Source organism: Exiguobacterium sp. s101, from assembly GCF_018617835.1.
GTDB lineage: Bacteria > Bacillota > Bacilli > Exiguobacteriales > Exiguobacteriaceae > Exiguobacterium > Exiguobacterium marinum.
The window spans coordinates 96,060-111,990 of the sequence record NZ_JACSKX010000009.1 but is presented as its reverse complement, the minus strand read 5'-3'; the positions used below and the strand labels follow the sequence as shown (position 1 = coordinate 111,990).

14 protein-coding genes, 1 pseudogene and 1 riboswitch are annotated in these 15,931 nt (G+C 46.6%); of the genes and pseudogenes, 4 read left to right on the top strand and 11 right to left on the bottom strand.

Features of this window, described 5'->3' with window-relative positions; all coding sequences use genetic code 11:
- Positions 1-9: 9 nt before the first annotated feature.
- The 6 genes and pseudogenes from KNO76_RS09330 to KNO76_RS09305 form a co-directional block, all read right to left on the bottom strand.
- The gene (locus KNO76_RS09330; protein ID WP_214885012.1) at positions 10-843 is read right to left on the bottom strand and encodes an aldo/keto reductase; all 834 of its coding nucleotides are present in this window, start codon (positions 841-843) and stop codon (positions 10-12) included.
- A 129-nt stretch (positions 844-972) separates the two neighbouring features.
- Positions 973-3,012: a glucose-specific PTS transporter subunit IIBC gene (gene ptsG / locus KNO76_RS09325; protein WP_214885010.1), complete on the bottom strand. Its 2,040-nt coding sequence runs from the start codon at positions 3,010-3,012 to the stop codon at positions 973-975.
- A 137-nt stretch (positions 3,013-3,149) separates the two neighbouring features.
- A pseudogene (gene ptsG / locus KNO76_RS09320) lies at positions 3,150-4,649 on the bottom strand (glucose-specific PTS transporter subunit IIBC); the annotation flags it as partial.
- A 223-nt stretch (positions 4,650-4,872) separates the two neighbouring features.
- Positions 4,873-5,712, bottom strand: coding sequence for a glucose PTS transporter transcription antiterminator GlcT (glcT, locus tag KNO76_RS09315; protein WP_214885006.1), 840 nt, complete (start codon positions 5,710-5,712; stop codon positions 4,873-4,875).
- A 104-nt stretch (positions 5,713-5,816) separates the two neighbouring features.
- Entirely contained in the window at positions 5,817-6,134 is a 318-nt protein-coding gene (locus KNO76_RS09310) for a YuiB family protein (protein ID WP_026825513.1), read from the bottom strand.
- 128 nt (positions 6,135-6,262) lie between these two features.
- Positions 6,263-7,474 (bottom strand): NAD(P)/FAD-dependent oxidoreductase, encoded by a 1,212-nt coding sequence (locus KNO76_RS09305; RefSeq protein ID WP_214885004.1) that lies wholly within the window; start codon positions 7,472-7,474, stop codon positions 6,263-6,265.
- Between the two features lie 264 nt (positions 7,475-7,738).
- Between KNO76_RS09305 and KNO76_RS09300 the strand changes: the two genes are divergently transcribed.
- Entirely contained in the window at positions 7,739-8,716 is a 978-nt protein-coding gene (locus tag KNO76_RS09300; protein WP_026825511.1) for an NAD(P)/FAD-dependent oxidoreductase, read from the top strand.
- A gap of 38 nt (positions 8,717-8,754) precedes the next feature.
- Here the strand turns inward: KNO76_RS09300 and KNO76_RS09295 are convergent, their stop codons facing one another.
- Both KNO76_RS09295 and KNO76_RS09290 read right to left on the bottom strand, forming a co-directional pair.
- Positions 8,755-9,609, bottom strand: a complete 855-nt coding sequence (locus tag KNO76_RS09295; RefSeq protein ID WP_214884999.1) for an NAD-dependent epimerase/dehydratase family protein — start codon at positions 9,607-9,609, stop codon at positions 8,755-8,757.
- 112 nt (positions 9,610-9,721) lie between these two features.
- Positions 9,722-10,078 carry a HesB/IscA family protein gene (locus tag KNO76_RS09290; protein ID WP_214884997.1) on the bottom strand — a complete coding sequence of 119 codons (357 nt, stop codon included), beginning with the start codon at positions 10,076-10,078 and terminating at the stop codon, positions 9,722-9,724.
- Positions 10,079-10,175: 97 nt separating this feature from the next.
- Positions 10,176-10,318: riboswitch (FMN riboswitch) on the top strand.
- Positions 10,319-10,481: 163 nt separating this feature from the next.
- Here KNO76_RS09290 and KNO76_RS09285 point away from each other — a divergent pair.
- Complete coding sequence (locus KNO76_RS09285) at positions 10,482-11,069, top strand: ECF transporter S component (protein ID WP_026825508.1); 588 nt, start codon at positions 10,482-10,484, stop codon at positions 11,067-11,069.
- Positions 11,070-11,263: 194 nt separating this feature from the next.
- The gene (locus KNO76_RS09280) at positions 11,264-11,710 is read left to right on the top strand and encodes a nucleotidyltransferase family protein (RefSeq protein ID WP_353047884.1); all 447 of its coding nucleotides are present in this window, start codon (positions 11,264-11,266) and stop codon (positions 11,708-11,710) included.
- 39 nt (positions 11,711-11,749) lie between these two features.
- Here the strand turns inward: KNO76_RS09280 and KNO76_RS09275 are convergent, their stop codons facing one another.
- Positions 11,750-12,961, bottom strand: a complete 1,212-nt coding sequence (locus KNO76_RS09275) for a NupC/NupG family nucleoside CNT transporter (protein ID WP_214884995.1) — start codon at positions 12,959-12,961, stop codon at positions 11,750-11,752.
- 201 nt (positions 12,962-13,162) lie between these two features.
- Positions 13,163-13,396: a YuzB family protein gene (locus KNO76_RS09270; RefSeq protein ID WP_483297374.1), complete on the bottom strand. Its 234-nt coding sequence runs from the start codon at positions 13,394-13,396 to the stop codon at positions 13,163-13,165.
- 101 nt (positions 13,397-13,497) lie between these two features.
- Between KNO76_RS09270 and KNO76_RS09265 the strand changes: the two genes are divergently transcribed.
- Entirely contained in the window at positions 13,498-14,553 is a 1,056-nt protein-coding gene (locus KNO76_RS09265) for an NAD(P)/FAD-dependent oxidoreductase (protein WP_214884993.1), read from the top strand.
- 80 nt (positions 14,554-14,633) lie between these two features.
- Here the strand turns inward: KNO76_RS09265 and KNO76_RS09260 are convergent, their stop codons facing one another.
- A complete protein-coding gene (locus KNO76_RS09260; protein ID WP_214703457.1) occupies positions 14,634-15,917 on the bottom strand; it encodes a globin-coupled sensor protein in 1,284 nt (427 codons plus the stop codon).
- Positions 15,918-15,931 lie beyond the last annotated feature (14 nt).

The window sequence follows — 15,931 nt, the reverse complement described above, 5'->3', positions numbered from 1 at the left end:
CATACTTATTTAGAAATCGAAATCGTCCGGGTCCAGACCGACACGCTTATGTCGATCGAGCGTATCGATACGATTCATTTGCTCTTCGCTCAGCTCAAAGTCATACAAGCTGAAGTTTTCTTCGATTCGATGCGGTTTAATCGATTTCGGAATGATGACCCATCCCGTCTGTAGATGCCAGCGTAAAATCACTTGAGCGACAGAACGCTTTACTTCTTTCGCGACTTCCAGTAAAGTCGGCTCTTCGAACAATCCACCTTGCATAAGCGGCGCCCAAGTGACCGGTACGATTCCATGTTCATTCATGTACGTTGCCAATTCGGATTGACGAAGCAACGGATGCCGCTCGACTTGGTTCACAGTTGGAACGAGATCACTGTTCGCAGCCAATGTCTCGAGGTGATGGATCTGGAAGTTACTCACTCCGACTGCTCCAACACGTCCCTCTCGATATAATGTCTCAAGGGCACACCAGCTCTCGATCATTTTGTCTTCGACCGGCCAGTGAATCAAATATAAATCAAGTCTTTCTAATCCAAGACGTTCGAGTGAAGCTTCATAAGCGGCGATGGCAGAATCATAACCTTGATCGGCGTTCCATAGTTTCGATGTGATGAACAAATCATCCCGGGAAATATTTGCGATTTCCATCCCTTTACGAAGGCCGACACCGACTCCTTCTTCATTTCTATATACAGCTGCCGTATCGATATGTCGGTATCCTTGGCGAATCGCCTCGACGACTGCATCGATGACCGCGCCTCCATCTTCTACTTTGAATACGCCGAGCCCAATGGCCGGAATCGCTTTTTGTCCGTGATTAAGTTGAATCATTTGCTCCATCTGTACCCCTTCTTTCGTGAGAATTCTCCTTTACTATAATGGAGACTCTCATTTTCTGGAATAAGGCACATGGAGGTAACTACTCAAAAAAGCCACTCCATTTCTCTCTGGAGTGGCTCGTATGATGCGTTATTCTGGTCCTTTGTCGTCGGCTCTAAAATCGAGTGCTTCACCAGCGACGACGGTTTCACCGAACGGAACCACAACGACTTTTCCGTCTCCGTTCGTCCAAATGATCGGTGTGATGAGTGACGGCACTTTATCTCGAATCGCGCCAAGATCGACTTCGAGAAGCACGTCTCCCGCTTCAACTCGTGCACCTTCTTCCACTTTCGCAGTGAATCCTTCCCCTTTCAGATTGACCGTATCGAGACCGACATGAATCAATAGTTCACGCCCATCGTCAGCCAAGATGCCAATCGCATGTTTCGTCGGGAAGAATGTCGTGATTTGACCTGTCACCGGCGAAACGACCTGTCCTGAGCTTGGTTCAATCGCAAACCCTTCTCCCATCATGCGACCGGAGAAGACTTGGTCCGGCACATCATCGAGTGAGAGCAACACACCCGACATCGGAGCTAAGAAGCGATGGTCTGCCTGTTCGGCCGCTTCCGGCGTGATGACCGCTTTTTCCACTTTCTCTTTCGGTTTATATTCGCCACCTTCGATGATGGTTGCGATTTGTGATTTGAGCGTATCCGACTTCGGTCCAAAGATGGCTTGAATGTTATCTCCTACCTCAAGCACACCAGCAGCACCGAGAGTTTTCAGGAGGTCTTTGTCGACTTGTTTCACGTCGTTTACGGTGACCCGAAGTCGTGTGATACAAGCATCCAAGTGTTTGATGTTTTCAGGTCCTCCGAGTCCGACGAGTACTTCATACGGCAAGTCATCCCCAATGCCTGCTTTGTCCCCTTTCGCGCCGGTCTGAACGTCACGTCCAGGGATTTTCAGATCAAACTTCGTAATGGCGAAACGGAATCCGAAGTAATAGATGACCGCAAAGACGAGACCGACCGGAATGACGAGCCACCAGGCCGTCCGGTTCGGCAAGACACCAAAGAGAAGATAGTCAATGAGTCCGCCCGAGAAGGTCATCCCAATTTTGACGTTCAGTAGATGCATTGTCATAAAGGAAAGTCCTGCAAAGACAGCGTGAATTCCGAAGAGAAGTGGTGCGACGAAGACGAATGAGAACTCGATCGGTTCTGTGATCCCTGTCAAGAATGACGTGAGGGCAGCTGAGAAGTAGAGTCCTTCGACGTCTTTCCGACGTTCTTTCGGAACCGTATGGAACATGGCGAGACAGGCAGCAGGTAAGCCGAACATCATGAACGGAAACTTCCCGGTCATGTACGTACCAGCTGTAAACTCGACCCCGTCGCGCAGTTGCGCGAAGAAGATCCGTTGGTCCCCTTGTACGAGATCGCCTGCCTGATTCGTATATTCTCCAAACTGGAACCAAAATGGAGAATACCAAATATGGTGAAGACCGAACGGAATCAAGGAACGTTCTACCAATCCAAAAATAAATGCTGATAAGGCAACGTTTGCCTCGATGACCGTACTTGAGAACGTATTGATTGCATTCCCGATCGGTGGCCATATATACGCGAGCGCAATCCCGATAATCAAACTGAATGCGGCCGTCGCAATCGGGACGAACCGCTTTCCTGCAAAGAACCCTAAGAAATCTGGCAACTTGATGTTGAAATACTTGTTGTACGCATAGGCTGCAACAAGACCTGCGATAATACCTCCGAATACCCCCATTTGGAGTGTCGGAATACCAAGAACGGTCGCATACTGCGGATCACCTTGAGCGATTTCCGCGGTAATCCCATTCCACGTGCTAATGACTTTGTTCATGATCAAATAACCGACAATCGCTGCTAGACCAGCAACCCCGTCTCCGTTCGCCAGGCCGATTGCGACCCCGACGGCAAACAGTAACCCTAAGTTTGCGAAGACGATGTCCCCGGCATCTGTCATGACTTGCCAAATCAGGACAAGTGAGTCATTCGCCAGAAACGGGAGCAAATCAACGAGGTCCGGGTTTTGGAATGCGGTACCAAACGCCAAGAGAAGACCGGCTGCCGGTAAAATCGCAACCGGAAGCATGAGTGCTTTCCCGACCCGTTGTAAGACGCCAAACACTTTCTTCCACATCATGGTTCCCTCCTTTGTCAGAATACTTACTTTTTCCCTCTAACGTTTGGATGAAACCGTTTCACATAAAAAGAAAAGACCAACCCCGAAGGATTGGTCTAGGTCATCAATTAGTTGACTTTCTTTTCATTACCTGAAGCGATGACCGCTTGGATCTCTGATTTCAATGCATCCGAACGTGGTCCGAAGATTGCTTGAATGTTGTTACCCACTTCAAGGACACCCGATGCGCCAAGACGTTTCAACTCATCTTTGTTAACTTGTTCTTTATCTTTTACTTCGACACGGAGACGTGTGATACATGCATCGAGGTGCTTGATGTTTTGTGAGCCACCAAGACCGACGAGGATATCTTGTGCAAGTTCCGAACCGGTAGCTGTTGACTGTTCAACAACTTCCTCTTCACGACCTGGTGTTTTAAGGTTGAATTTGCGGATAACGAAACGGAATCCGAAGTAGTAAACAACCGCGAACACGAGACCGACTGGAATGACGAGCCACCAAGCCGTACGACCTGGAAGAACACCGAAGAGCAAGAAGTCAATCAAACCACCTGAGAACGTCATCCCGATCTTAACGTTCAAGAGGTGCATCGTCATGAACGAAAGCCCTGCGAATACTGCGTGTACTGCGAAGAGAAGTGGTGCTACGAACAAGAATGAGAACTCGATTGGTTCTGTGATACCAGTCAAGAACGATGTAAGGGCAGCAGAAGCCAAGAGACCACCGACAACCGCTTTACGCTCAGGACGTGCTTCGTGATACATTGCGAGTGCTGCTGCAGGAAGACCGAACATCATGAACGGGAATTTACCAGTCATGAACGTACCTGCTGTCAATTCAGCACCGTCACGAATTTGTGCGAAGAAGATCGCTTGGTCACCACGTACGATGTTACCCGCCGCATCCGTGTATGAACCGAATTCAAACCAGAACGGTGAGTAGAAGATGTGGTGAAGACCGAACGGAATCAATGAACGTTCAATCAAACCGAAGATGAACGCCGCGAATGTGCGGTTCTCAGTTAACATGAAGTTCGAGAATGTGTTCAGACCGCCTTGTACTGGTGGCCAGATGAGAAGCATGACGAAACCAGCAACGACGGCTGCAACTGCCGTTACGATTGGAACGAAACGTTTACCAGCGAAGAAACCAAGGAACTGTGGCAATTCGATATTGAAGTACTTGTTATAGGCCCATGCGGCGATGAGACCCATGATAATCCCTCCGAATACCCCTGTTTGGAGCGTTGGGATACCGAGTACGTTCGCGTAAGCTGGATCACCTTGTGCCAATACTTCAGGTGTGAGTTCGAGCCAAACACCCATAACTTTGTTCATGATCAAGAATCCAACGATTGCCGCAAGTCCGGCTACGCCGTCACCTGCTAAACCGATGGCGACACCGACTGCGAACAAGAGTGCTAAGTTCGAGAAGATGATTCCACCTGCTTGCTCCATCAATTGAGCGAATTTCACGATACCGTCGTTTGTTAACCACTCGGCACGTGTTGTAAGTTGTGGGTTTTGCATTGCGTTACCGAATGCAAGAAGAAGACCGGCTGCCGGCAAGATCGCAACAGGAAGCATAAGTGCTTTACCGACTTTTTGAAGAACACCAAAGATCTGCTTAAACATCAACATTTCCTCCCTTTTTTTAAGTACGTATAAACAATATGATAGCGGCGTAGATGTCAGACAATCGACGTATCTAAACGTTTTCATAAATCACGTTTTATAAAAACAGAAAAGGCATGAATAAGGATAGAACGTAGACCTCTCACAATAGAGAAATCACATAACGTTCCACTCCTTACTCATGCCTGATCGAATCAGTAACACGTAAGACACGTGGTATCATTTATCTACTTGTTAGGCGCTGGAGATGCATCGTCAAATATGTCGCTTCACCTCGTGGGACGGGACGCTTTAATTCGCGTTCCATGATGCCCATCAGCTCCCAAGCAGTACTATAGCATAGCGGATATTCGTCGCGCAACACCTTTTCAATTTTTTGTGGTGCCTCGACCGTCTCACCCGTCGCGACCCGCTCAACGGCGTACCTTAAGTGCCGAAGTAAGCGCTTATAATCGAGTGATGTTCGGTCCATTTTCACGTTCAAACGACTTTCAATCGTCTGAACGATTTGCCCGATGATTTGATTATGCCGGTTGACTTCCAGGACGTTTTTGAACGTCGTTGCTGAATGGATATGCAGCGCGATAAATCCAGTTTCCGCATCAGGCAATAATACGTTCAATCGTTCGTGGAACATATCGACGATTCGCTCCGCGAGCGCATACTCATTTGGGTAAAGAGATTCCGTTTCAAGTAAAAACGGGTTCGTCACTTCCATCCCTTGCTCGATTCGCTTCATCGTAAAGAATAAGTGGTCGGTCAAGCCGATATGAATATGCTCATCCACTTTCTTGCCCGTGCTCGTTTCAATAAATCCGACAATTTCTTGCATGAACGCAATAAAGTCCTCATCGACATGTTTAACAAGTTCTTGATATTGCGACTGTTCTTCTTTGTCCGTCAACTGATACACTTTCTCCGGGACGCTGGCCGGGTCGACGACGTCGCCAGGTTTTTTACCAAAGCCAATCCCCTTCCCGAGCAGAATGACTTCCGGATCATGTTGACAAATGACAACGCTATTATTCAACACTTTTTTGATCGTATACATCGGTAATGTCATTCGCATCGCATCCCTTACTAAAAATCGTTTCGCTATCTAGTATATCGGTTCATCCCCTAAAAAAGTAGGGACAAAACAAAAAAGGCGAACATTTCTGTCGCCAATTAAAACATTGAATAACCGCTCTTTCGTAAGAAACGAATCGTCACACCAGCCAAGATTGCACCGAGCAATCCAAAGCCAAGCATGAACAAATCGAGAAGTTGCAACCCGACGAGTCCCTGATAGACACTCGTAAGCGCGGTAGATGTCTCGGTCACGTAACTTGAAAGTTTGACATTATCAATCATCATGATGACGAAAATTGGATAAATGAACACAAGTGTCCATGTTTTTTTGAGTAACATATTCAAGATGAAGCCGATACTGAAAAAAATCGTCATATACAAAACGGCCCCAATGACCGCCTGAATTATATGCATCTGTTGTTCCCCCTTGTCCGCTCTTCATTATACAAAATTTCAACTCATGTGGTCAAAGAACTTCATGTGAAGATTTCTAAAGAAAACGGCTCGTTCCACTTTCAGAACGAGCCATACATCATTTAGGATTAGAACTTCCCTTTTTTGAGGACGAGTCCGTATTTTTTCAATTCGATGAAGTGTTTGTTGTCGATGACTTTCTTCATGAATGACGCGTTGCGACCGAAAATCTTTTTGCCCATCACGATCCCGATACCATCGTTGTGTCCGAGCGAAGCAACTGTTCCTTTACTCTCATAAGTGAACTTCGATGTCGATTTGCCATTGATGAGTGCCGCGATGTTTTTCGCAACGTTGTGAGCTTGTTGTGTCGCAATTTGCGCCGTCGGTGGATAGGGACGGTTTGATGCCGGGTCCATGACCGCCGAGCAGTCACCGATGATAAAGACGTTATCGTGACCTGGTGCACGGTTATCCGCTTCGACCATGACACGATTACGGACTGCTTCAAATCCTGATTTTTCGATGATTGGGCTACCGCTTACACCACCTGTCCAGATGATTGTGTTAGCCTTAATCGTTTCTGTCGTCTCACCTTTAAGTGGGCCGAATGTGACGATGCCTGGCTCAACGCCTTTGATTCCGTTACCGAGTTTCATCTCGACACCGTTACGCTCCAACCATTTCTGCGCATATGTCGTGAGTTCAGGGTCGAATCCTGGAAGAACCGTCGGTGCTGCTTCAATGTTGACAATGCGGACCGCTTCGCGTGGTACGTCATATTGCTTGCAGAGTTCAGGAATTCGGTTGACGATTTCACCAAGGAATTCGATTCCTGTGAAGCCAGCACCACCAACAACGATTGTGACGAACGAATTGTCAGAAGAACCGTTTGTTTTATATTGAGCGAATGAGTACTCGATATGTTCTTTAATTTTACGAACGCTATTCAATGAACTGATAGTCATTGCATGTTCTTTAAGACCTGGGATACCGAATGTCTCAGGCACACCACCAAGACCAAAGACAACGTAGTCATATTCGACGACCGAACCGTCTTCAAGCATCACTTGTTTTCCAGCAGTATCGACGCGATCGACGATCCCTTTGAGAAATTTCACACGTGATGGGTTCACGATATCATTAATGTAGACGCGCGCTTGGTCTGGGTTCATCGTTCCAGCTGCTGGTTCGTGAAGCCAAGTCGTTTGGTAGTGATAATCATGTTTGTTGATTAGCGTGATGTTCGCATCTCCTGCAGCGAGTGTCTTTTGAAGGTTGACAGCTGTAATGAGTCCGCCAAATCCTGCACCAAGAATAACAATGTTAGGTCGTTTCATGTTCATTTCCACCTTGTTTAAAAGTTTTGTTTTTTCGAACAACCATGTTGTGTGTTTCTTCACATAGGTGTTCACAATAAAGCCTACTCTTGTTCAACGTCTGTTCACAATTGCTTCTGCTTTATTGTACGCTCTTTAATTTGAATTCTCAATGAAAAAGCTCCCCTTCTTGAATTTTTTTTGAAAATGTTGCATGTTTGTACTGAATGGATTTAATTCAATAAACTCTCTATAATATTTGTATACGCTTTGAGGAGGAATTCGATGAAGACGACAAAAGATGTAATCATCATCGGTGGTGGTCCGATCGGACTATTCACCGCATTTTATGCAGGCATGCGCCAACTCGATACGACGTTGATTGAAAGCTTACCGCAACTCGGGGGCCAATTGTCAACGCTCTATCCTGAAAAATATATTTATGATATTGCTGGTTTTCCAAAAGTGAAAGCACAGGACTTAATCGATCAATTGAAAGCACAAGCTGACCAATTCGAACAAGATTACCGCCTCGGTGAAACCGTTGAAACGGTGGAGCGTCTCGAGGACGGGACATTCATTTTGACGACAAATAAAGAAGAGTATCATACAAAAGCTATCATCATCACAGCCGGAAACGGTGCTTTCTCCGCTCGTCCACTCGGTCTCGATGGCTGTGAAGATTACGCCAACCTCCATTACTTCGTCGACAATATGGAAAAATTCCGTGACCGTCGTGTCATGATTGCCGGTGGTGGTGACTCAGCTGTTGACTGGGCACTCATGCTCGAAGGCATCGCGAAAGAAGTACACATCGTTCACCGCCGTGATCGCTTCCGCGCCCACGAGCATACGGTCGAACAGATGAAAGCTTCGACGATTAACGTCCTCACACCATACAACATCGAGTCATTGTCAGGTGATACGCACATCGAATCTGTCGAATTGACGGATAAGAACGGCGAGTCAAAAATCGTTGAAATCGATGATTTGATTTGTAACTACGGATTCGTTTCATCGCTAGGTCCAATCAAGAACTGGGGAATGGAGTTCGAAAAAAACACGATCCGTGTCGACTCGCGCATGGAGACGACCGTAGCCGGCATCTTCGCTTGCGGTGATATCGCCACATACGAAGGAAAAGTGAAATTGATCGCGACCGGTTTCGGTGAAGCTCCAATTGCCATCAACCAAGTGAAGCAACTTGTGGACCCGACCGCTCGTCATCCACAACACTCGACATCTGTATTTGCCGGGAAATAATGTTAAAACCTCTGTGGATATGCCCACAGAGGTTTTTTTCATTTCCGCATTGTCTGGAGAATGACTCGGTCGATCCAATCATCGAGTTGTGTGAACACATAGCCCGCCTTCTTTGCTTCGGTAATCGACATATAATAGTCGACATCCGAATCATACGGGGAAGACTCTCCGTCCTTTATAATTTGAACGGGTTTTCCGACGTGTTGACCAATTCTTTCCATCAACGCTCCCATGGAAATAAGGCCATCACTCGCTGCATTGAATGGACCAGTGACGTTTGCACGTCCTACCCATTCCAAAAAGCCTGCTGCTTCCGCGCTCGAGATGAATCCCATCCTCGCTTCCGGGTGATGCAGAACGACCGGTTCTTCGTTTCGGATCGCATCTACATAAAATTTGAGTCGGTCCGTATAGTCATCCGGACCTAAAACGATGGGTAGGCGTACCGTTACCACCGGGAACGAGGCGCGATGGAAGAGAAACGATTCAGCTTCTCGTTTCCCTTGTCCATAATCGTGTTCCGCGTCTAAGTGATATTCATAATGAAGTGGATTAAAATCACTCTCATTTAAATCAGGCCCCGGTGCATACACCGACACCGTTGACGTCAGTACGTATTTCCCGACCTTTCCCATGAACGCATCTGATGCAATCTTCGCCTGATACGGTGTAAAACAAATATTGTCGTAGACGAGATCGTACCGTTCACGTGCTAAGTCTTTCAATGTCGCCACCGATTGACGATCTCCTTTGACGGACCGAATCCCTTCGGCTTCTGGTACTTGCAGTTGGCCCCTCGTCACAATCGTCACATCGTCCCCCGCTTCAGCAAGTCGCAGCGCGAGCCGTTTCCCGAAATAGCGTGATCCTCCAAAAATCAATACTTTCCTCATCACCCTAGCCCCCTTTGATACGATTCTCTTTCTTACATTCCCTTTCCCTGCCGTTCTGTAACTGCTCGAATTGCACAAAAAAAAGACTATGGCGTTCCATAGTCTAAACTAGTTAGCAATCTCCTGGTGTCCCGGCATTCGTCGCCGTCCGGAAACTCGAACCGCAGCCACATGTTGCGATGGCATTCGGGTTTTTAATCGTGAAGCCCCCACCGAGCATCGACTGCTTGTAGTCAATCTCGAGTCCGTCGACGACTCCATGGTCTGCTTCAGCGACGATGACGCGGATGCCGTGATGATCGAATTGAACATCTTTGTCCGTTTTTTCCTCGTCAAAGCCCATCCCGTAAGATAGTCCCGTACATCCACCACCTTGTACTTTTACTCGCAAGTATTGCGCTTCCGGGCGTTCGGCCTGTTTCATCATCTCTTGCACTTGAAGTGCGGCTGACTCTGTTAAATGAATCATTTGAACTCCTCCTTATATATCTTCATTTCAAGTCAATTGACTTGTAGTTTTGTGCATTTTCTTGTATAACTAAACTGTAACAAAAAAAATTAAATCGTTCCATCTTCGGGGCAGGGTGAAATTCCCGACCGGCGGTATTGAAGAATTTATTCTTCTCAGCCCGTGAGCGAGCAAGGCGTTGCTTGCTGATTTCGTGAGATTCGAAAGCCGACAGTATAGTCTGGATGGGAGAAGATGGCGGCATCCGACCGATATCCGGATGTTTTCTTTGACGTGGACTCTTCCACCTCAGAAAACATCTATTTCGTATGCGCGTAAACTCTCCCGATTGTCTCTAGTGCAATCGGGTTTTTATATGCGACGGGTGCCATTCATCGAGGAGCGACCTAAAGGAGAGATTCTGATGAAAACTACGCGCAATAAACGACTGACTACAATGGTGACGTTGGCGATGCTCGGGACGATTTCGTTCGTACTCATGCTATTCAACTTCCCGCTCCCATTCTTACCGCCATTCCTTAAAGTGGACTTTAGTGACATTCCTGCACTCATTGCCGGAATCGTCTTTTCCCCACTCGCAGGAGTCGTGGTCGTCGGATTGAAAAACGTCTTGTACTACGTCTTTAACGGTGGCGGTGTACCAGTCGGAGAAGTCGCAAACTTCTTCGCAGGTGTAGCCTTCATGTACCCAGTTGCTTGGTTCTACCACAAACGTAAGACGAACAAAGCACTCGCTTCCGGCTTACTCGCCGGAACAATTACGATGGCACTTAGCCTCGCCATTTTAAACTATCTTGTCATCTTGCCCGCCTATGCGTTCTTTTTCGGAATGGCAGACATGGCAGACCCGGCAGTGAAAACGGACCTTGTCCTTTACGGGATTTTACCGTTCAACTTGATTAAAGCGATTTTAATCAGCGCGCTCTTCGTCCCTCTTTTCATGAAATTGAAGCCGTGGATCGAACGTCAACGCGTCCAACTTCAAGCATAATCGATATACGAGCATCTAGGCTTTGCCTAGGTGCTTTTTTAACCGAAATTTAGGGAGGGTACTCTAATGATGACTGACGAACAGAATTTGATTCATTTTTTCAGCAAGATTCAGAACTCATACAGCATCTCCATACTGTCGCCACCCTCAATCTACCGGATTGGTTGATTTGCGCGGGTTATATTCGCGCGAAAGTGCGGGACCATCTTCACGGATACGATACACCGACAGAGACGGATGACGTGGATGTGATTTATTTCGACCCGATTCATCCGGAAGAATCCACCGAGAAAAAATTAGAGCGGACGTTGTATCAACTGAACCCAGGCGTACCTTGGTCAGTCAAAAACCAAGCAAGAATGCATCATGTGAACCATCTCCCGCCGTACACTTCATCGACCGATGCACTCGCACACTTCCCCGAGACCGTGACAGCAGTCGGGGTGAGACTCAATTCAAATGACGAGCTCATCCTTGCCGCGCCGTATGGGATTCAAGATTTGCTCAGTCTACAAGTGAAGCCAACACCGTTCTTTGAAGCAAACTCTTCAAACCATCCGATCTATTTGAAGCGACTAAAACAAAAAAACTGGCGCACCCAATGGCCGAACATCACACTTCACCAATCATCTGTATACTAAAAAGCGACCACCGAAGTGATCGCTTTTTTCTTATACCGATTAGAGAAGAAGTCCAGCCAAAGTAGCTGACATCAAGTTTGCAAGCGTACCTGCGAGAATCGCGAGAACACCCATGCGTGCGATATCTCCACGACGGTTTGGTGCCATACCACCAAGACCACCGAGAAGGATTGCGAGTGATGAGATGTTTGCGAAACCACAAAGTGCGAATGCGATCATCGCTTCTGTACGAGCTGACAAATCACCTGAACCGATGATTGGTGCAAATTCAGAGAATGCGACAAATTCGTTCAAGACTAATTTTTGGCCAAGGAAGCTACCGAATTGTACAGCATCTGCCCACGGTACACCGATGACGAAAGCAAGTGGCGCAAAGACATAACCGAGAATCAACTGTAATGACAATCCGTCAAATCCGAAAAGACCACCAACTGATCCGAGGATCAAGTTAACGAGTGCAATCAATGAGACGAATGCAAGAAGCATCGCACCAACGTTCAATGCAAGGAAGAGACCATCAGATGCCCCTCGTGCAGCCGCATCGACAAAGTTTGCTGCTTTATTCTCTTCGTCTTCAACGATTTCGATGTCATCATCGGCTTCCTCAGACTCAGGAACGATGATTTTAGCAAACAATAGACCGGCTGGCGCTGCCATGAAACTCGCTGCTAGCAAGTACTCAAGCGGTACACCAAGCGCTGCGTAACCAGCAAGAACAGATCCGGCAACCGATGCAAGACCACCGACCATGACCGCGAAGAGCTCAGACTGTGTCATTGTTGGAAGATAAGGCTTGATGACAAGCGGTGCTTCCGTTTGACCGACGAAGATGTTCGCCGTTGCTGAAAGTGACTCTTTACGTGATGTCCCGAGTGCTTTCGAAAGTGCCGTACCAAGAATACGGATGACCCATTGCATGACGCCAAGGTAGTAAAGCAATGCGATTAATGATGACATGAACACGATGATTGTCAAGACTTGGAAAGCGAATACAAAGTTCCCTTCCCCTACAGCTGTACCGAAGACGAAGCTAATCCCTTCGTTTGCTGTATTCAATACCGCTTGAACTCCTCCAGAGATCCAAGCAAGTGCCGTACGCCCCCAAGCTGTATACAATACGAGGAAAGCGAAAGTGAACTGGACTGCAAATGCAGCAAGGACAGTACGCCATTTGATGGCTTTACGGTTGGTAGAGAAGATGTAAGCGATTGCAATTAGTGACAAAATACCAACCACACTCATGATTTTCATTGATGTTGTGCTCCTTTCATATTAAACAAAGCGATTATATGTGTCATACCCGAAAAGAGATGTGCCCTACCGTTTGAAACGCTTTCTTTTTACCGTTGTTAAACGTCAGACAACCTACATTCGAACCTCTTAGAATATACCATCCCTCTTTTTAAAATGCAACGGGTGAAATAAAAAAGTTTGAGTCCATTCCCAAACTTTTTACCATGCCATCTCTTCTATTTTTTCATACACCTTCGATACCAACTCGTCCGGTGTCCCACCAGTCACGACTTCTCCGTCGACAAGGCAGAATAAATCAAGCGAACAGACACCACAGTAGCCTGTGCAGCCGTATTCAACCACATCAAGATCAGGGTCGGATTCCAATTTTGCACGTGCCACTTGTGAGCCCATCGCTAAATTCGAGGCACAAAACTCGATGATTGGATTCATCATATATGTCACCGTCTTTCTTTACGTGAATTATCGGAAAATGGTTCTTCTACGGCAGATTATAACATGATACAGTTGAAGAGTAACAAAGGGGGATTATTATGCGCAAATTAGTCGTCTTAGGTGGCGGTTACGGGGGAATGCGTGTCATCGAAAGAGTTCTTGGGCATCAATTACAAGACATCTCGGTCACGCTCGTCGACCGCTTACCTTATCATGGATTGAAAACAGAGTATTATGCGCTCGCCGCAGGAACGGTCTCAGATCGAGATATTCGTATCGACTTTCCAGAAGAAATTGACTACATATACGGACAAGTCACGGACATCGATACCGAAGACAAAATGGTTCTGCTCGCAAGTGGAGAAAAAGTGCCGTATGATGACCTCGTCATCGGATTAGGTTGTGAGGACAAGTATCACAACGTTCAAGGGGCAGCGGAGTTCACGTATAGCATTCAAACACTTGAAGAGTCACGTAAAACGCAACAAGCAATCAACGGCTTGCGACCTGGATCGGTCGTCTCTGTCGTTGGGGCAGGACTGTCCGGTGTCGAACTCGCCAGCGAACTTCGTGAGAGCCGACCCGATTTGACGGTCCGTTTGTTCGACCGAGGTCCATCAGTGCTATCGTTCTTATCGAATCGGGTCTCGATGTATGTCCAGTCTTGGTTTGAAGAACATGGCGTTGAAGTCGTCAACAATGCGAATATCACACGCGTCGATGCCGATGGCTTATGGAACCATGAAGACTTGTTCCCGTCTGACTTGACCGTATGGACGGCCGGGATTCAACCGGTCGCTGTGGTACGTAATCAAGGTTGGGAGCTCGATGGGGGCGGGCGTGTCAAATTGACGGAACACCACTTCGTTCCCGATTTGCCGGACGTCTTCATCGTTGGTGACAATGCAAGTTTGCCTTACGCACCGTCCGGACAACTCGCGGAAGCTCAGGCAGAACAAATCGTTCAAATCCTTCTCTGTAAATGGAAAGGCGTTGCCTATCCGGAGTTACCAGACATCAAACTGAAAGGGACGCTCGGCTCCCTCGGGAAGAAGGCTGGCTTTGGGGTGTTTATGGGGAAACAATCACTTACCGGTAAAGTTGCCCGTCTATTGAAGTCCGGCATTCTTTGGAAACATAAAGTCATCAAATAAATAGGAAAGAGTGGCAGTCGCCGGACTGCCACTCTTTCATTTAATATCGAAACTCTGTCTCCCCATCCATAGCGGGCAGTTCAAAGCTTCTCTGTTGAGACTAACAAATCTTCGGACGACGTCGCAATTTGTCTCGTTGCGTGTTGCAACTCCAGAATAGCATTTGTCACTTCTTGAATCTCATCAAACAAATGATTCATCTTACCATCAGTCATCGTCGAGTCTGTCGCGATTTTGACGAACAGATCCGTTACATGATGCATACGATTCATCGAATCTCTCATGTCTCGCTCTGTGATCATCACACGTTCAGTTGTTTCTTCAATTCGTCGATTTAAACGCTCTGTTAAGTGTTCAACTTGTTCGGCTGATGTTTTTGATTGATTAGCGAGTTGTCTCACTTCAGAAGCAACGACCTGAAAACCTTTTCCTTGTTCGCCAGCACGTGCAGCCTCGATCGCCGCGTTCAAACTAAGCATATTCGTTTGGTCTGCGATTCGTTTGACTCCGATAGTGATTGAAGAGATTTCAGACATCAATTGATTGAGTTCACCCATTTGGTGAGCGGAGTTCGATAGCTCTTCTGAGATAATCGTCAACTGGTTCGTCTCATTCATTAGCGCCTCTTTCCCAAACTGTGATGACTCACGCATGTCGCCGAGCGTCTCCTTAGCATCTTCGCTCATAGAACGCATCTCTCCGACCATACCGTTCATCAAACTAAAATTAGCCGTCATCTCTTGTGTCATCGAAACTAGACCTTCTGTGGTCGATTGAACTGCCTTACTTATTTGTTCACGATAGTCAATCTGATTTTTCATTTTAGCTGCTTCTTCATCAAACATTTCTAGAACGATTTGCTGTTCAAAGTTGAAAATCTTTGCCACCGCTGAGATGAGTTTCATTTTTGAAAATGAGTCGAACGATTCCGCTTCGATTTTCTCTAAAATATAATCAAATATTTTTTGGAAGGCCGCCATATACCATTTCCCTTTAAGACCAATCATATGATGGCGCTTCGCAATCCGATATCGTTTTTCAATGTAAGCTGAGTCAATGATTCCTTCAAACATTTCACCAATATGGGTAGTTAATGTCACTTTGAGTCGGTCCGAAGATGAGTGTTGATTGATGATATGATTCATCTCTTCTATTTCTTCTAAGTGACTATAAAACAGTTGAACAAGTTGAGGCAATACTTCTTGAATCTCATATCGATAGCTTCTCAAATATGCTAAGTCTTCTAATGTCAGTTGAATCAACTGTCGTTGTTGATTTAATTCTGGTGAAAGATCAATGTTGACTTTATCAATTTCGATCACTTTATCCAATTTTATCTGTACGTCTTTCTTTTTCCGAAACATCGCCATCGCCTCCT